At 56.6% G+C, this 16,207-nt stretch carries 17 protein-coding genes; 14 read left to right on the top strand and 3 right to left on the bottom strand.

Annotated elements, in window-relative coordinates; genetic code table 11:
• The first annotated feature begins 585 nt into the window (after window positions 1-585).
• From rpmH to mnmE, 5 genes are all read left to right on the top strand, one after another.
• A complete protein-coding gene (gene rpmH / locus AB4P90_RS29765; RefSeq protein ID WP_003213577.1) occupies window positions 586-720 on the top strand; it encodes a 50S ribosomal protein L34 in 135 nt (44 codons plus the stop codon).
• A gap of 13 nt (window positions 721-733) precedes the next feature.
• Window positions 734-1,141, top strand: a complete 408-nt coding sequence (rnpA, locus tag AB4P90_RS29760; protein ID WP_020302575.1) for a ribonuclease P protein component — start codon at window positions 734-736, stop codon at window positions 1,139-1,141.
• Window positions 1,134-1,379 (top strand): membrane protein insertion efficiency factor YidD, encoded by a 246-nt coding sequence (yidD, locus tag AB4P90_RS29755; protein WP_019816912.1) that lies wholly within the window; start codon window positions 1,134-1,136, stop codon window positions 1,377-1,379. Before rnpA ends, yidD begins: the two co-directional genes overlap by 8 nt.
• A 2-nt stretch (window positions 1,380-1,381) precedes the next feature.
• Window positions 1,382-3,064: a membrane protein insertase YidC gene (gene yidC, locus AB4P90_RS29750; protein WP_014720596.1), complete on the top strand. Its 1,683-nt coding sequence runs from the start codon at window positions 1,382-1,384 to the stop codon at window positions 3,062-3,064.
• A 79-nt stretch (window positions 3,065-3,143) separates the two neighbouring features.
• A complete protein-coding gene (gene mnmE, locus AB4P90_RS29745; protein WP_014720595.1) occupies window positions 3,144-4,514 on the top strand; it encodes a tRNA uridine-5-carboxymethylaminomethyl(34) synthesis GTPase MnmE in 1,371 nt (456 codons plus the stop codon).
• An 18-nt stretch (window positions 4,515-4,532) separates the two neighbouring features.
• Here the strand turns inward: mnmE and AB4P90_RS29740 are convergent, their stop codons facing one another.
• From AB4P90_RS29740 to AB4P90_RS29730, 3 genes are all read right to left on the bottom strand, one after another.
• Window positions 4,533-6,923 (bottom strand): TonB-dependent siderophore receptor, encoded by a 2,391-nt coding sequence (locus AB4P90_RS29740; protein ID WP_014720594.1) that lies wholly within the window; start codon window positions 6,921-6,923, stop codon window positions 4,533-4,535.
• A 135-nt stretch (window positions 6,924-7,058) separates the two neighbouring features.
• Entirely contained in the window at window positions 7,059-8,003 is a 945-nt protein-coding gene (locus AB4P90_RS29735) for a FecR domain-containing protein (RefSeq protein WP_395605571.1), read from the bottom strand.
• A complete protein-coding gene (locus AB4P90_RS29730; protein ID WP_032901518.1) occupies window positions 8,003-8,509 on the bottom strand; it encodes a sigma-70 family RNA polymerase sigma factor in 507 nt (168 codons plus the stop codon). The genes AB4P90_RS29735 and AB4P90_RS29730 overlap by 1 nt, the downstream gene beginning before the upstream one ends.
• A gap of 541 nt (window positions 8,510-9,050) precedes the next feature.
• Here AB4P90_RS29730 and mnmG point away from each other — a divergent pair.
• From mnmG to AB4P90_RS29685, 9 genes are all read left to right on the top strand, one after another.
• The gene (gene mnmG, locus AB4P90_RS29725) at window positions 9,051-10,943 is read left to right on the top strand and encodes a tRNA uridine-5-carboxymethylaminomethyl(34) synthesis enzyme MnmG (RefSeq protein ID WP_014720591.1); all 1,893 of its coding nucleotides are present in this window, start codon (window positions 9,051-9,053) and stop codon (window positions 10,941-10,943) included.
• Window positions 10,940-11,584: a 16S rRNA (guanine(527)-N(7))-methyltransferase RsmG gene (gene rsmG / locus AB4P90_RS29720; protein WP_014720590.1), complete on the top strand. Its 645-nt coding sequence runs from the start codon at window positions 10,940-10,942 to the stop codon at window positions 11,582-11,584. Before mnmG ends, rsmG begins: the two co-directional genes overlap by 4 nt.
• A gap of 18 nt (window positions 11,585-11,602) precedes the next feature.
• On the top strand, window positions 11,603-12,400 hold the full coding sequence (locus AB4P90_RS29715; protein ID WP_003195891.1) for a ParA family protein: 798 nt from the start codon (window positions 11,603-11,605) through the stop codon (window positions 12,398-12,400).
• A 9-nt stretch (window positions 12,401-12,409) separates the two neighbouring features.
• Window positions 12,410-13,282, top strand: a complete 873-nt coding sequence (locus AB4P90_RS29710) for a ParB/RepB/Spo0J family partition protein (protein WP_003195890.1) — start codon at window positions 12,410-12,412, stop codon at window positions 13,280-13,282.
• A gap of 148 nt (window positions 13,283-13,430) precedes the next feature.
• Window positions 13,431-13,838 (top strand): F0F1 ATP synthase subunit I, encoded by a 408-nt coding sequence (locus AB4P90_RS29705; RefSeq protein WP_010565865.1) that lies wholly within the window; start codon window positions 13,431-13,433, stop codon window positions 13,836-13,838.
• A 16-nt stretch (window positions 13,839-13,854) separates the two neighbouring features.
• Window positions 13,855-14,724, top strand: a complete 870-nt coding sequence (atpB, locus tag AB4P90_RS29700; protein WP_003195886.1) for a F0F1 ATP synthase subunit A — start codon at window positions 13,855-13,857, stop codon at window positions 14,722-14,724.
• Window positions 14,725-14,857: 133 nt separating this feature from the next.
• Window positions 14,858-15,115 carry a F0F1 ATP synthase subunit C gene (gene atpE, locus AB4P90_RS29695; RefSeq protein ID WP_002555987.1) on the top strand — a complete coding sequence of 86 codons (258 nt, stop codon included), beginning with the start codon at window positions 14,858-14,860 and terminating at the stop codon, window positions 15,113-15,115.
• A 56-nt stretch (window positions 15,116-15,171) separates the two neighbouring features.
• The gene (locus AB4P90_RS29690; protein ID WP_003195835.1) at window positions 15,172-15,642 is read left to right on the top strand and encodes a F0F1 ATP synthase subunit B; all 471 of its coding nucleotides are present in this window, start codon (window positions 15,172-15,174) and stop codon (window positions 15,640-15,642) included.
• 12 nt (window positions 15,643-15,654) lie between these two features.
• Window positions 15,655-16,191 carry a F0F1 ATP synthase subunit delta gene (locus tag AB4P90_RS29685; protein WP_003195833.1) on the top strand — a complete coding sequence of 179 codons (537 nt, stop codon included), beginning with the start codon at window positions 15,655-15,657 and terminating at the stop codon, window positions 16,189-16,191.
• The last annotated feature ends 16 nt before the right edge of the window (window positions 16,192-16,207 follow it).

The raw sequence follows: 16,207 nt of genomic DNA, 5'->3' as shown, positions 1-16,207 counted from the left end.
GGATATCCCCTAAGTTGAAAGCCGGTGAGGCAAAAACAGCCGCCATTGTAGCGGCCAGCCGTCCACTTATCCACATGTAGGTTGTTCACAGGCCACCCAAAATCAATGCCTTAACCGCAAAAAATGCGACCAGTGGTCTGTGCATAAGCTCTGTGGATAAACCCACCTAAGCTCGTTGTACAAGTGGGGTCGAAAGTCTGTGGGTAACCGGCCTGTGGATAAGTAGCTGTTCCACACACAGCTTATCCGATAGCGCAGCACAGGCAGAGCACCGCTTCTCCCCCGTGTTGTCATTCTCTGTACAACACGTGGAACAAGGGCTCAAGGCAGTTATCCACAGATGATCGCGTCCCTAGCTTTTATAAGCTTTACAGAAAAGCTTTAAATAACTTCCTTCTTTATTTTTATATCTATCGCATGGCAGATGGAAGTCAGACGGGGAGAAGGGCGCCAGGACCCCGTCGACATCTAATTAAAGGAAAAGCTGGTTGGAAATTGACCTAGAGGCTTGCTTTCTCTAGAATCGCCGGTCTCTTAAAACGGGGGCCATTCCGGCCCGTTGTGGACGAACCAGGTAACAACGCCATGAAACGTACTTTCCAACCAAGCACCATCAAACGCGCCCGTACTCACGGCTTCCGTGCTCGCATGGCTACCAAGAACGGCCGTGCTGTCCTGTCGCGTCGCCGCGCCAAAGGTCGTGCGCGTCTGGCAGTTTGATAATCCGGTACTGGTGGTGAGTCAGGACTTCAGTCGGGAAAAGCGTCTGCTAACCCCCCGGCATTTCAAGGCAGTCTTTGACTCCCCCACCGGCAAGGTTCCGGGGAAAAATCTCCTGCTCCTTGCGCGTAACAACGATCTTGATCATCCCCGTCTCGGGTTGGTGATCGGCAAGAAGAGCGTAAAGCTCTCCGTTGAGCGCAATCGCCTCAAGCGTCTGATGCGCGAATCGTTTCGCCTCCACCAGGACACTCTGGTTGGTTGGGATATTGTTATCGTCGCGCGCAAAGGCTTGGGTGATGTAGAAAACCCCGAATTGATTCAGCATTTCGGCAAGCTCTGGAAACGTTTGGCGCGTACCCACAAGCCAGCACCAGCAGTCAGCACCGAAACTGTAGGGGTAGACAGCCTTGATGCGTAAACTGGCAATCGTTCCGATCCAGTTTTATCGCTATGCCATTAGTCCTCTGATGGCCAGCCACTGTCGTTTCTACCCCAGTTGTTCCTGCTACGCGTTAGAGGCCATAGAAAATCATGGTCTTCTGCGCGGTGGCTGGCTGACCTTTCGTCGTTTAGGTCGCTGTCATCCGTGGAATCCCGGTGGTTATGACCCGGTTCCACCTATCCCTACCTCCCGTTCTTCTTCGATGGCCGAGTAATCATGGATATTAAACGCACAATCCTGATCGTCGCCCTGGCAATCGTGTCCTATGTCATGGTCCTTAAATGGAACCAGGACTACGGTCAGGCTGCCCTGCCGACTCAGAATGTTGCTACCAATCAGGCTGCGCCGGCTATTCCGGACACCCCGCTGGGTAACAATGCGTCCGCGAGTGCCGATGTTCCCAGCGCGAATGGCGAGACAAGTGCCCCGTTAGAAACGCCAGTGGTCACCAACAAAGACCTCATCCACGTAAAAACGGATGTGCTCGACCTGGCTATCGACCCACAAGGTGGTGATATCGCACAGCTGAAGCTGCCGCTTTATCCACGTCGCCAAGACCATCCGGATGTGCCGTTCCAACTGTTCGATAACGGCGGTGAACGTACCTATCTGGCGCAAAGCGGCCTGACCGGCACCAATGGTCCGGATGCACGTGCTACCGGTCGTCCGGTTTATTCGACCGAGCAGAAGACTTATCAACTGGCAGACGGCCAGAACCAGTTGAACGTCGACCTGAAATTCAGCCTCGACGGTGTCAACTACATCAAGCGTTTCAGCTTTACCCGCGGTTTGTACGATTTGAAGGTCACTTACCTGATCGACAACACCAGCGACAAAGCCTGGAGCGGCAACCTGTTTGCCCAGCTCAAGCGTGACGCCAGCTCCGATCCGTCTTCCAGCACCGCCACCGGTACCGCCACTTACCTGGGCGCCGCCCTGTGGACAAGTAACGAGCCGTACAAAAAAGTGTCGATGAAAGATATCGACAAGGGCTCGCTGAAAGAAACCGTCCAAGGTGGCTGGGTAGCGTGGCTGCAGCACTATTTCGTGACCGCCTGGATTCCTAACAAGGGTGACGCGAACCTGGTTCAGACCCGCAAGGACAGCCAGGGCAACTACATCATTGGTTTCACTGGCCCGGCGTTGACCGTCGCTCCAGGTGCCAAGGCTGAAACCAGCGCTACCCTGTACGCCGGCCCTAAAAGCCAGGCGGTACTGAAAGAGTTGTCCCCAGGCCTGGAATTGACTGTGGACTACGGCTTCCTGTGGTTCATTGCCCAGCCGATCTTCTGGCTGTTGCAGCATATCCACAGCATCGTCGGTAACTGGGGCTGGTCGATCATCTTCCTGACCATGCTGATCAAAGGGCTTTTCTTCCCTCTGTCGGCAGCCAGCTACAAGTCGATGGCGCGTATGCGCGCCGTGGCCCCGAAACTGGCCGCGCTGAAAGAACAACATGGTGATGACCGGCAGAAAATGTCGCAAGCCATGATGGAGCTGTACAAGAAAGAGAAGATCAACCCGCTGGGTGGATGCTTGCCGATTCTGGTACAGATGCCGGTGTTCCTGTCGCTTTACTGGGTACTCCTGGAAAGCGTGGAAATGCGCCAGGCGCCGTTCATGCTGTGGATAACTGACCTGTCGATCAAAGACCCGTTCTTTATCCTGCCGATCATCATGGGCGCTACCATGTTTATCCAGCAGCGTCTGAACCCAACCCCGCCGGATCCGATGCAGGCCAAGGTAATGAAAATGATGCCAATCATCTTCACCTTCTTCTTCCTGTGGTTCCCTGCTGGCTTGGTACTGTACTGGGTGGTCAACAACGTGTTATCGATCTCTCAACAGTGGTACATCACACGTAAAATCGAAGCGGCTACCAAAAAAGCCGAGGCGTAATTTACTCTGTGGATAACCACTCAAGACGCCCCCTAGTGGGGCGTTTTGCTTTCCGTCACTTTTGTTCTGGAACCTGCTGATGAGCGCTCCTCGTGAAACCATCGCTGCTGTCGCTACCGCTCAAGGTCGGGGCGGTGTCGGCATCGTTCGAATTTCCGGGCCATTGGCGGGCGTGGCAGCCAAGGCTATCAGCGGCCGGGAGCTGAAACCCCGTTATGCCCATTACGGCCAGTTCCTGGATGCCGACCACAGCGTATTGGACGAGGGGCTGGCCATCTATTTTCCAGGGCCAAACTCGTTCACCGGTGAAGATGTCCTTGAACTACAAGGGCACGGTGGTCCTGTGGTGTTGGACATGCTGCTGCAGCGCTGCTTGCAATTGGGTTGCCGCCTGGCCAGACCCGGGGAATTCAGCGAACGCGCATTCTTGAACGATAAGCTCGACCTGGCCCAGGCCGAAGCTATCGCTGATTTGATCGAAGCCAGTTCTGCACAGGCTGCACGTAACGCGTTGCGCTCATTGCAGGGGGCTTTTTCCCTGCGTGTGCATAATTTGACCGAGCAGTTGATCAGTCTGCGCATCTACGTCGAAGCCGCGATTGATTTTCCGGAAGAAGAAATCGACTTTCTGGCGGATGGCCATGTATTGGCGATGCTGGACAAAGTCCGCGATGAGTTATCCACAGTGCTGCGTGAAGCCGGGCAGGGCGCCTTACTGCGCGATGGTATGACGGTGGTAATTGCCGGCCGGCCCAATGCCGGCAAATCCAGCCTGCTCAATGCTCTTGCAGGGCGCGAGGCGGCCATCGTCACCGAGATCGCCGGCACTACCCGGGATATCTTGCGTGAACATATCCACATCGACGGTATGCCGCTGCACGTGGTGGACACCGCTGGTCTGCGCGACACCGACGACCAGGTGGAAAAGATCGGCGTGGAACGTGCGCTCAAGGCGATCAGCGAAGCCGATCGTGTGTTGCTGGTGGTGGATGCCACTGCACCGGAAGCTGTGGATCCTTTTGCCTTGTGGCCCGAATTCCTTGAACAACGGCCAGACCCGGCCAAAGTCACCTTGATCCGTAACAAGGCCGACCTTACGGGTGAAGCCATCGCCCTGGAAACCAGTGAAGATGGCCACGTCACGATCAGCTTGAGCGCGAAATCGGCCGGTGAGGGTCTGGAATTGCTGCGCGAACACCTTAAAGCCTGCATGGGCTACGAACAGACCTCGGAAAGCAGCTTCAGTGCGCGGCGCAGGCACCTGGAAGCGCTGCGTCATGCCAGCGCGGCCCTGGAGCACGGGCGGGCCCAGCTGACCTTGGCGGGGGCTGGGGAGCTGCTGGCTGAAGATCTGCGTCAGGCGCAGCAGCTGTTGGGTGAAATCACCGGCGCTTTCAGCTCGGATGATTTGCTGGGGCGGATTTTCTCAAGCTTTTGCATTGGCAAGTAACCGAGTTATCCACACCGTCTACCAGTTGTAAGACACCGTACCGAGCAAGGTACGGCTGTCGCCCCAATAGCAACGCCCCGCATCGTTGCAACCGGATACATATTCCTTGTCGAACAGGTTCTTGGCGTTCAGGTCCACCGACCAGTGTGGGTTGATCTGATAACCCAGTGCCGCATCCACCAAGGTGACGCTTCCTGCGTCCAGCTTCCCGTAGAGCGTAGGCGGGGTGTAGGAAAAGGTACTGTCGAAATAGCGCACCCCGCCGCCCACGGAGAAACCCTTGAGTTGGCCGTCGAGAAAGCGATATTTGCCCCACACCGAAGCCTGGTTACGCGGCACGCCCGTCATCTGACGGCCTTCTACCAGCGATGTGGCCGAATCCTTGGTTATCCGAGCGTCAGTGTAGGTATAGGCTGCCGTCACGTTGAAGTTGGAGCTGATGTTACTGTTGACCTCGACTTCCACGCCCTTGGCGCGACTTTCACCGACTTGGCGATAGCTGTTGGTGGTGGCATCAAGGTAGGTATCGTCCTGCTTGCGCAGGTCATACACCGACACGGTCATTGCCGTATCCCAGCCGATCGGTTCGTACTTAACGCCCACTTCGTATTGGCTGCTGGTGATCGGTTTCAACGGCGAGCCGGCGTTGGAGATCTGCTGCACGGGGACAAACGCGGTGGAATAGCTGACATACGGCGTAAGGCCGTTGTCGAACTGGTACATCACCCCGCCCTGGTAAGTGAATTTCCGATCCTGTGAGTTGATATTGCTCGATGGCTTGACCTTGTCTCGGTAATCGCTGTCGACCCAGTCCTGGCGGCCTCCGAGCAGAAAGAGCCAATGGTCGTATTTGCTTTGGATCTGTGCATAAACCCCTTTCATCTGCTGTTCAAGCAAAGTGTTTTGCACTGCCAGGGGAGTGAGCGGGTCGCGCAGGTACACCGGGTTATACACATCGATGGTGCCGGCGAAACCCGCATCCCAGTCTTGATTGAACGAGGTTCGGTCATAGCTGGCGCCCAATAGCACTGTGTTTTCCACACTGCCCAACTGGAACTTGCCTTCGAGCTGGTTATCCAGGGAATAGACCATCGACTTGTTGTAGCGGTCGTAGGCGTTCATGTTCAGCCGGGTGCCGAAGCCACCGTTATTCAATGAGCCAGGCCAGGTTTCGTGCCGGTTGATACGTGACTGCATATAGCGCGAGTTCTGACGGAACTGCCAGTCATCATTGAAGCTGTGGCTGAACTCATAGCCGGTGCTCCACGCTTCGCGTTCAAAGGTGTTCCAGTCCGGGTTGCCCAGCAAGGTGTGTTTGGACAGCTTGCCGTTGGGATTTGTAAGCAGGGTACCGGCGGCGGGTAGGCCGAGTTCCAGGTTGGTATGGTCTTTCTGATAGTTGGCCAGCAGCGTCAGGGTGTTGTAGTCGTCGAAGTTCAGGGTCAAGGATGGCGCGATATACAGACGATCGTCCGGAACGTGATCGGTCTGCGTGTCGGATTTACGCCCCAGCATCACCACCCGACCCAGGATAGTGTCACTGTCGTTGAGCGGGCCCGAGATATCCACACCCAACTGGCGTCGATTATTCGAACCATAACTCACCTGCACCTCGCCTTGCGGGGTTGCAGTCGGGTGTTTACTCACCAGATTAACCAAGCCACCGGGTGCGTTTTCACCGTAGAGCAGGGAAGAAGGACCGCGGAAAATCTCGACCCGTTCCAGGCCGTAGGGTTCGCTGGTGGTGTCGTATCGATTGCCTTGAACTCGCAGACCATCTCGCAGCAGGCCGTAGCCGTAATCCGTGGCGTTGAAACCGCGTATGAAAAACAGATCGCCTGCCAAGCCGTCGCCCGCCGCGAACGGTGGGGCGAAGATTCCCGGTACGTAGCCCAGCACTTCTGTCAGGGTCTGGGACTTCTGGTCCTTGATACGCTGGCCAGTGACAACGGACACCGAACGCGGGGTCTCGGACAGCGGTGTGCTGGTCTTCGTGCCGATCCGGCTGCTCTGAGCCTTGTAGCCTACATCCCCGGCGATCTCTTGATTGAAGCCGCCCTGTTGATAAGCGTTGACGGTGGTAGGGGCCAAGGTCAATTGGCCAGCAGGTGCCGCCTGTAATACATAGCTGCCGGGAGCCTGTGCGACCGCCTGCAGGTCCGAGTTCTGCAACAGTAGCGCAAAGCCCTGGTCCACCGAATAGTCACCTTGCAGCCCTGGCGTATTCAAACGCGCCGTTTGCTGTGGCGAGAAGGACAGAATCACATTGGCCTTGGCGGCAAACTGGCTCAAGGCGTTGTCCAGCGGGCCTGCGGCAATGGCAAAGTGTTGCGTTGCGCTGGCGGCCATGACGGTGGTGGATAACAACACACCGGTCGTAGCGGTGATGAACTGCAGACCGTACGTCATGCCATGGCAGGAAAGTCGTTTGCGGAGCGGGGTGGGAAGGCGCATAGGTGAGTAAGCCCTGAAGGTAGCGTCGTGATTACCTGTAGGGCCGCACCAGGTCAAAAAAAGATAACCCCTCTGTGGATTATTTTTCGATTAGCCGATCCGGGTGACCGACACCCAATAGCGCGTAAAGTATTTCACTTGAATCGGCAGGCTCGATTGCAGGTTAGCGAGGACGGCATCGGTTGAGTCCAGACGGAATGTCCCGGAAACGCGTAGGCCCGCAGAGGCTGGGTCGCAGTGCAATACGCCCGGCCGATAGCGCGCCAACTCATCGATAACTTCTCCTAGCCGAGCATCGAGCACGATCAGTTGGCCATCGACCCAGGCGGCCTGTACACCGCCATATCGCTGGGCAGGGCGCACATTGTGCCGATCAAACTCTGCGCTTTCACCCGCGCCAATAGTGCGGCGAAGTTCGGGTTGGTCGCCGGGGGATATCTCAACCCTTTCTTCCAAGACGCCCACCCGCGTGGCGTCCGGCAGTTGGCGCACAGTAAACCGAGTGCCCAGCGCCTGGACCCGGCCTTGGCGAGTTTCTACATAAAACGGTACGTGCCCACCCCGCGTGCCGGTGTGGATAAGTACTTCACCCTCGCGCAGACGGATCAAACGTTGGTGCCCGTCAAAGGCCACATCGATAGCGGTATGAGTATTGAGATTGATCTGCGTGCCATCCGCCAACTCGATGCGCCGCCTCTGGCCCACCAACGTGCGGTAATCAGCCCATGCGTTACCCAACGACGTATGTTGCTGGACGTTCCAGCCCAGGTAGCCACTGCCGCCAAGCACCAGCATCCACTTGAGTACCTGGCGCCGCTGTTGCGTGGTGGATAACGCGCGGCGTGTGAGATCAGGGGGCAGGCCACCGAGGCTGCGTTGCAACTGCTCCATCTGGTCCCAAGCCGCCTGGTGGGACGGGTCATGATTAAGCCACTGCTGCCAGGCTTGATGTTGTGCGGGCGTCGGTGATTGCGACTGGAATTGCACATACCAACTGGCAGCGACCTCGAACGTCTTGCGGTCAGGGCTGACCATTACCGGCTGGCCATGATCAGGGAGCACTCGGTGAGGGCACGGATCATGTGTTTCTTCACCGTGGTCAGCGATACCTGCAGTAGATCGGCGATCTGTTGATAAGTCAGCCCTTCAATCTGTGCCAGCATGAAAATTCGCCGTGCACGCTCACCCAGCCCAGACAGCGCTTTATCCACAGCCACCAGGGTTTCGATGATGATTGCCTTGTCTTCCTCACTGATAGCCGTGGCTTCAGGACGCTCTGCCAGGGTCTGCCTGTAGGCCTGCTCGATGGCATGCCGGCGATACCGATCAATCACCAGGCCCCTGGCGATGGTGGCCAGATAGTCCCGTGGTTCGAGGATCTGCGCCGCATGTCGTCCACCGAGCATGCGCACGAACGTGTCGTGGGCCACATCGGCTGCATCGCTGGCGTTATGCAATTTTCCCTTGAGCCATCCGCGCAACCACGAATGGTGCTGTTCATAGATGTGGTGGACCGCTGCGGTATGTGAGGAGGGAGGCATAGGCGCGACAAGGCAGGTTAATGATAATCGCTATTATTAACTGGCCCAGTGTTTTCCCACAATAGATCTGTTTTTGTCCCACCCGGGATTAATTCCCAGCTTTGCCGTGGACGAAATCGGCCGTTTCTGTGGATTAAGCCCTGTGAATAACCGCTCCTGTGCCCAGTTGATAACAGGGCGTGAAACCTGCGTAAAAACCCATCTGTGGATAACCGGTCGTTTAATCCACAGGCTTAAAGCACTTATCCAAGGGCCTCATTGGCAGATGACCACAACGTTTTGAATCGCTGTACACATTGTAAACAAAGGCCTGTAGAGATCTATCCACAGAAATGTTGCTCAGTATAAATAAACATAAAAACAAAGATTTAATAAATTTCTCTCTTTTAATTTCTATTGTCTGTGATTCATCCACAGCTGGTTAAATTTTGTGCAAAGGGTTCTTTAGGAAGCCCTAAGTCCCTATACTTGCCCGCAAAGCTCTAAAACCCTTTCAACAAACAATTCCTGATTACCTACATAAGCAGGCACGAGGTGCGTGGTGGATTTCCCTTCCCGTTTTGAAGTGATCGTCATCGGCGGCGGTCATGCCGGTACCGAGGCAGCACTGGCGTCAGCACGCATGGGTGTAAAAACCCTGTTGCTGACGCATAACGTGGAAACCCTCGGTGCCATGAGTTGCAACCCCGCAATTGGCGGGATTGGCAAAAGCCATCTGGTCAAGGAAATCGATGCCCTTGGCGGGGTAATGGCGATGGCCACCGACAAGGGTGGTATTCAATTTCGCGTGCTCAACAGCCGTAAAGGCCCGGCCGTACGTGCTACCCGGGCTCAGGCCGACCGCATCCTGTACAAGGCAGCGGTACGCGAAACCCTGGAAAACCAGCCGAACCTGTGGATATTTCAGCAGGCCGCCGATGACTTGATCGTCGAGCAGGACCAGGTACGTGGTGTTGTTACGCAAATGGGTCTGCGTTTTCATGCAGATTCGGTCGTACTGACCACGGGCACGTTCCTGGGCGGACTTATCCACATCGGTATGCAAAATTATTCCGGTGGCCGTGCCGGTGACCCGCCGTCGATTGCTCTGGCAAAACGTCTGCGTGAACTACCGCTGCGCGTCGGCCGCTTGAAAACCGGGACCCCGCCACGCATTGATGGGCGTTCTGTGGATTTCTCGATGATGACCGAGCAAGCCGGCGACACGCCGATCCCGGTCATGTCGTTCATGGGTTCCAAAGAACAGCACCCGAAACAGGTCAGCTGCTGGATTACCCACACCAACGCCCGTACCCACGAAATCATTGCCGCGAACCTTGATCGTTCGCCGATGTATTCCGGGGTGATCGAAGGCATTGGCCCGCGGTATTGCCCGTCGATCGAAGACAAGATCCACCGCTTTGCCGACAAGGAAAGCCACCAGGTCTTTATCGAACCCGAAGGCCTGACCACCCACGAGCTGTACCCCAACGGAATTTCCACTTCGCTGCCGTTCGATGTGCAAATCCAGATCGTGCAGTCGATTCGCGGTATGGAAAACGCGCACATCGTGCGTCCGGGCTACGCCATCGAGTACGACTACTTCGACCCGCGCGACCTGAAATACAGCCTGGAAACCAAAGTGATCGGTGGCCTGTTCTTCGCCGGCCAAATCAACGGCACCACCGGTTATGAAGAAGCCGGGGCCCAAGGTTTGCTGGCCGGGACCAACGCAGCATTGCGTGCACAGGGCAAAGACAGCTGGTGCCCGCGTCGCGATGAAGCCTACATCGGCGTATTGGTCGACGACCTGATTACTCTGGGTACCCAGGAACCGTACCGGATGTTCACATCTCGGGCGGAATACCGTCTGATCCTGCGCGAAGACAACGCCGACCTGCGCTTGACCGAAAAAGGTCGCGAGCTGGGCCTGGTCGATGACGCCCGCTGGGCGGCCTTCTGCAAGAAACGCGAAAGCATTGCGCTCGAAGAACAGCGTCTGAAAAGTACCTGGGTTCGCCCGGGCACGGAGCAGGGCGACGCCATCGCAGAAAAATTCGGCACGCCGTTGACCCATGAGTACAACTTGCTCAACCTGCTTTCCCGTCCGGAAATCGACTACGCTGGTTTGGTCGAAGTGACAGGCCAGGGCGCTGAAGACCCACAAGTTGCCGAACAGGTGGAGATCAAGACCAAGTACGCCGGTTACATTGATCGCCAGCAGGACGAAATTGCTCGCCTGCGCGCCAGTGAAGACACCAAGCTGCCTGTGGATATCGACTACACCGGGATTTCCGGGTTGTCGAAAGAAATCCAAAGCAAGTTGGGGATAACTCGTCCGGAAACCCTCGGGCAGGCTTCACGTATTCCTGGCGTCACCCCGGCAGCCATCTCGCTGTTGATGATTCATTTGAAAAAACGCGGCGCGGGCCGTCAGTTGGAGCAAAGCGCTTGAGTTCGTTGGTCACCTCGCAACACGCCGAAGAGTTATCCACAGGGGCGCGCCAGTTGGGCGTTGCGCTGACCGAAGCCCAGCATGAGCTACTGCTGGGCTACCTGGCCCTGTTGATCAAATGGAACAAGGCTTACAACCTGACCGCAGTGCGTGATCCGGACGAAATGGTCTCGCGCCATCTGCTCGATAGTCTTAGTGTTATGCCATTCATCGAAAATGGTCGCTGGCTGGATGTCGGCAGCGGCGGCGGAATGCCCGGTATTCCGCTGGCGATTCTGTTTTCCGAGTCGCAAGTGACCTGCCTGGACAGCAACGGCAAGAAAACCCGCTTCCTGACCCAGGTCAAGCTCGAACTCAAGCTGGACAACCTGCAAGTTATCCACAGCCGCGTCGAAGCCTTCACGCCTGAACAGCCCTTCAACGGAATTGTTTCCCGGGCGTTCAGCAGCATGGAGAACTTCAGCAACTGGACCCGCCACCTTGGCGATCGCGACACGCGCTGGCTGGCAATGAAGGGCGTCCATCCAAGCGACGAGCTGTTAGCATTGCCGGCAGACTTCCACCTCGATAGCGAACACGCCTTGGCCGTACCTGGTTGCCAAGGCCAACGCCATCTGCTGATACTGCGCCGCACGGCATGATTGGGAACACAAGCAAGAATGGCTAAGGTATTCGCGATAGCGAACCAGAAGGGTGGCGTGGGTAAAACCACCACCTGTATCAACCTCGCAGCATCCCTGGTCGCGACCAAGCGTCGGGTGCTGTTGATCGATCTCGATCCACAGGGCAACGCCACCATGGGTAGCGGTGTGGATAAACACGGCCTGGAAAACTCGGTCTACGATTTGCTGATTGGCGAATGCGACCTTGCCCAGGCCATGCATTATTCCGAGCACGGCGGTTACCAACTGCTGCCGGCCAACCGCGATCTGACCGCGGCGGAAGTGGTGTTGCTGGAAATGCAGATGAAAGAAAGCCGTCTGCGCAGCGCCCTGGCGCCCATTCGCGACAACTACGATTACATCTTGATCGACTGCCCACCGTCGCTGTCGATGCTCACGCTTAACGCGCTGGTGGCCGCCGATGGGGTAATTATCCCCATGCAGTGCGAGTACTACGCGTTGGAAGGCCTGAGCGACCTTGTGGATAACATCAAGCGCATTGCCGAGTTGCTCAACCCGAAACTGCAGATCGAAGGCTTGTTGCGGACCATGTTCGACCCGCGCCTGAGCCTGATGAACGATGTGTCGGCGCAGCTCAAGGAACACTTCGGTGACCAGCTGTACGACACCGTGATTCCACGCAACATCCGTCTGGCCGAAGCGCCAAGCTATGGCATGCCGGCGCTGGCGTACGACAAATCCTCGCGTGGCGCCATCGCCTACCTGGCATTGGCTGGCGAGATGGTTCGCCGCCAACGCCGTAATTCACGCACCGCTGCAGCCCAGCCAACTTAAGGAATCCCCATGGCCGTCAAGAAACGAGGTCTCGGACGTGGACTGGATGCACTGTTGAGTGGTCCGACCGTCACATCGCTTGAAGAACAAGCGGTGCAGGCCGACGAGCGCGAGCTGCAGCACTTGCCGCTGGACCTGATCCAGCGCGGCAAATACCAGCCACGTCGGGACATGGACCCCCAGGCCCTGGAAGAACTGTCCAACTCGATCAAGGCTCAGGGCGTGATGCAGCCCATCGTGGTGCGCCCCATTGGCGGTGGCCGCTTTGAGATTATCGCCGGGGAGCGCCGCTGGCGTGCCAGCCAGCAGGCCGGCAAGGAGACTATCCCGGCGATGGTGCGCGACGTGCCGGATGAAACCGCGATCGCCATGGCGCTGATCGAGAATATTCAGCGTGAAGACCTCAACCCGATCGAAGAAGCGATTGCGTTGCAGCGTTTGCAGCAGGAATTCCAGCTCACCCAGCAACAAGTGGCCGAGGCAGTGGGCAAGTCCCGCGTCACCGTGTCCAACTTGTTGCGTTTGATCGCGCTGCCGGAAGTGATCAAGACCATGTTGTCCCACGGCGACCTGGAAATGGGCCATGCCCGTGCGTTGCTCGGTTTGCCGGAAAATCAACAGGTTGAAGGGGCGCGACACGTTGTCGCACGAGGCCTGACCGTACGTCAGACTGAAGCGCTGGTGCGCCAATGGCTCAGCGGCAAACCTGCACCGGTGGAAACCGCCAAACCTGATCCGGATATCGCGCGACTCGAGCAGCGCCTGGCCGAGCGCCTGGGCTCTGCGGTGCAAATTCGTCACGGCAAGAAGGGCAAAGGGCAATTGGTCATCGGATATAACTCCCTTGACGAGCTTCAAGGCGTCCTTGCCCACATCCGCTGAAACATTTGCTTATGTAGCGCGTGATCGGAAATCACTACCCGACAGTTGAATAGGGGCTGAACCGCCCCTATACTCTGCGCGCATTTTGTCGGCACAAATTATGCCAAGTTATTGATTTCCGGCAGCCGACCATTGAGGAGCAAGAGTGATGGAAACCCGCACGCCAAACACGTTGCCGTTCCATCGCTTGGCTGTTTTTCCGGTTCTACTGGCTCAATTTGTCATTTTGCTGATCGCCGCATTGGCGCTTTGGTATTGGCATGGAGTCGTAGCCGGGTATTCAGGACTCTGCGGAGGCCTGATAGCCTTGCTGCCCAATATGTATTTTGCTCACAGGGCCTTTCGGTTTTCCGGCGCCCGAGCAGCCCAGGCTATCGTCCGGTCTTTTTATGCCGGCGAGGCGGGGAAACTGATTTTGACGGCAGTGCTGTTTGCACTGACCTTTGCAGGTGTGAAGCCATTGGCGCCGCTGGCTGTATTCGGCGTCTTCGTGTTGACCCAACTGGTCAGCTGGTTCGCTCCCCTGCTAATGAAAACAAGACTTTCGAAACCTTAGGGCGTTTGAGGCAACCATGGCAGAAACAACCGCTTCGGGCTATATCCAGCACCACTTGCAGAACCTGACCTTCGGTCAGCTTCCTAATGGCGGCTGGGGCTTTGCCCACACCGCAGCAGAAGCCAAAGAAATGGGTTTCTGGGCTTTCCACCTGGATACTCTGGGTTGGTCGGTCGCATTGGGTCTGATCTTCGTCCTGATTTTCCGCATGGCGGCAAAGAAGGCGACTTCGGGTCAGCCAGGTGCTTTGCAGAACTTCGTTGAAGTATTGGTCGAATTCGTCGATGGCAGCGTGAAAGACAGCTTCCATGGCCGTAGCCCGGTGATTGCACCGCTGGCACTGACCATCTTCGTCTGGGTGTTCCTGATGAACGCCGTCGACCTGATCCCGGTGGACTGGATTCCTCAGTTGGCCATGGCGATCTCCGGCGACCCGCACATTCCATTCCGCGCCGTATCCACCACTGACCCGAACGCCACACTGGGCATGGCTCTGTCGGTATTCGCGCTGATCATTTTCTACAGCATCAAGGTCAAGGGCATCGGCGGCTTCATCGGCGAATTGACCCTGCACCCGTTCGGCAGCAAGAACATCTTCGTTCAAGCCCTGCTGATCCCGGTGAACTTCCTGCTGGAATTCGTCACCCTGATCGCCAAGCCGATTTCCCTGGCTCTGCGACTGTTCGGCAACATGTATGCCGGCGAGTTGGTGTTCATTCTGATCGCTGTGATGTTCGGCAGCGGCCTGCTCTGGCTTAGCGGCCTGGGCGTAGTTCTGCAGTGGGCGTGGGCTGTGTTCCACATCCTGATCATTACCCTGCAGGCCTTCATCTTCATGATGCTGACCATCGTCTACCTGTCGATGGCGCACGAAGAGAACCATTAAGACCAGTCTCGACTAGTCTGATGTCCTTCCCGGTCAAACGGGAAGGTGGCCCAACAGGGCTATGAAACGATTTGTTTTACCGCTTTAAAATCTAAAAAACCTAAACCATACGACGTAAAAGTCGGGAGGAAAGATGGAAACTGTAGTTGGTCTAACCGCTATCGCTGTTGCACTGTTGATCGGCCTGGGCGCCCTGGGTACTGCCATTGGTTTCGGCCTGCTGGGCGGCAAATTCCTGGAAGGCGCAGCGCGTCAGCCAGAAATGGTCCCAATGCTGCAAGTTAAAATGTTCATCGTCGCCGGCCTGCTCGACGCCGTGACCATGATCGGCGTTGGTATCGCACTGTTCTTCACCTTCGCGAACCCCTTCGTTGGTCAACTCGCTGGCTAATCACTCGAATTTTCGAGTGATTGGGGTGATGGACAACGAATGAGCGAGGTGTTGGCGTGAACATTAATGCAACCCTGATTGGCCAATCCGTTGCGTTCTTCATTTTTGTAGTGTTTTGCATGAAGTTCGTGTGGCCTCCGGTCATCGCGGCTTTGCACGAACGTCAGAAGAAGATCGCGGATGGTTTGGACGCTGCCAGCCGTGCAGCTCGCGACCTGGAGTTGGCCCACGAGAAAGTGGGTCAGCAACTGCGCGAAGCTAAAGCACAGGCAGCCGAGATCATTGAGCAAGCCAAGAAACGCGGTAACCAGATCGTCGAAGAGGCTGTTGAAAAAGCCCGCGTCGAAGCTGACCGTGTGAAGGCTTCGGCTCATGCCGAGATCGAACAGGAACTGAACGGTGTCAAAGACGCGCTGCGTGCCCAACTGGGTGCTCTGGCCGTTGGCGGTGCCGAGAAGATCCTCGGTGCCACAATCGATCAAAACGCGCACGCGGAGCTGGTTAACAAACTGGCTGCTGAAATTTAAGCGAGGGCGATCATGGCAGAACTGACCACGTTGGCCCGACCTTACGCTAAGGCAGCCTTCGAGCACGCCCAGGCCCACCAGCAGCTGGCCTCTTGGTCAGCCATGCTCGGCCTGGCTGCAGCAGTGTCGCAAGACGACACCATGCAGCGCGTGCTCAAGGCCCCGCGCCTGACGAGCGCAGACAAGGCCGCCACTTTTATTGAAGTGTGCGGCGACAAGTTTGATGTGAAGGTGCAGAACTTCATCCACGTCATTGCCGAAAACGACCGTCTCCCGCTATTGCCGGAGATCGCCGCTCTGTTCGACCTGTACAAGGCCGAAGCAGAGAAATCGGTAGACGTTGAAGTGACCAGTGCTTTCGCATTGAACCAAGAACAGCAAGACAAACTCGCCAAGGTTCTCAGTGCACGACTCAATCGGGAAGTGCGCCTGCAAGCTTCGGAGGACGCATCGCTTATTGGTGGTGTTGTTATCCGTGCCGGCGACCTGGTTATCGATGGCTCGATTCGCGGCAAAATCGCGAAACTTGCCGAAGCATTGAAATCTTGAGTTTGAAGGGGCAGCA

Source organism: Pseudomonas sp. B16120 (assembly GCF_044218845.1).
GTDB lineage: Bacteria > Pseudomonadota > Gammaproteobacteria > Pseudomonadales > Pseudomonadaceae > Aquipseudomonas > Aquipseudomonas paracarnis.
The sequence above is the reverse complement of the archived record's forward strand: the minus strand, read 5'-3'. Positions and strand labels throughout refer to the sequence as shown.

Excerpts from the sequence above, each read along its gene's own strand:
- AB4P90_RS29710 (WP_003195890.1), top strand. The coding sequence starts at position 12,410 with ATGGCCGTCAAGAAACGAGGTCTCGGACGTGGACTGGATGCACTGTTG.
- AB4P90_RS29730 (WP_032901518.1), bottom strand. The coding sequence starts at position 8,509 with ATGCCTCCCTCCTCACATACCGCAGCGGTCCACCACATCTATGAACAG.
- AB4P90_RS29740 (WP_014720594.1), bottom strand. The coding sequence starts at position 6,923 with ATGACGTACGGTCTGCAGTTCATCACCGCTACGACCGGTGTGTTGTTA.
- yidD (WP_019816912.1), top strand. The coding sequence starts at position 1,134 with ATGCGTAAACTGGCAATCGTTCCGATCCAGTTTTATCGCTATGCCATT.
- atpB (WP_003195886.1), top strand. The coding sequence starts at position 13,855 with ATGGCAGAAACAACCGCTTCGGGCTATATCCAGCACCACTTGCAGAAC.
- AB4P90_RS29735 (WP_395605571.1), bottom strand. The coding sequence starts at position 8,003 with ATGGTCAGCCCTGACCGCAAGACGTTCGAGGTCGCTGCCAGTTGGTAT.
- yidC (WP_014720596.1), top strand. The coding sequence starts at position 1,382 with ATGGATATTAAACGCACAATCCTGATCGTCGCCCTGGCAATCGTGTCC.
- AB4P90_RS29705 (WP_010565865.1), top strand. The coding sequence starts at position 13,431 with ATGGAAACCCGCACGCCAAACACGTTGCCGTTCCATCGCTTGGCTGTT.
- mnmE (WP_014720595.1), top strand. The coding sequence starts at position 3,144 with ATGAGCGCTCCTCGTGAAACCATCGCTGCTGTCGCTACCGCTCAAGGT.
- atpE (WP_002555987.1), top strand. The coding sequence starts at position 14,858 with ATGGAAACTGTAGTTGGTCTAACCGCTATCGCTGTTGCACTGTTGATC.
- rpmH (WP_003213577.1), top strand. The coding sequence starts at position 586 with ATGAAACGTACTTTCCAACCAAGCACCATCAAACGCGCCCGTACTCAC.
- AB4P90_RS29685 (WP_003195833.1), top strand. The coding sequence starts at position 15,655 with ATGGCAGAACTGACCACGTTGGCCCGACCTTACGCTAAGGCAGCCTTC.
- AB4P90_RS29715 (WP_003195891.1), top strand. The coding sequence starts at position 11,603 with ATGGCTAAGGTATTCGCGATAGCGAACCAGAAGGGTGGCGTGGGTAAA.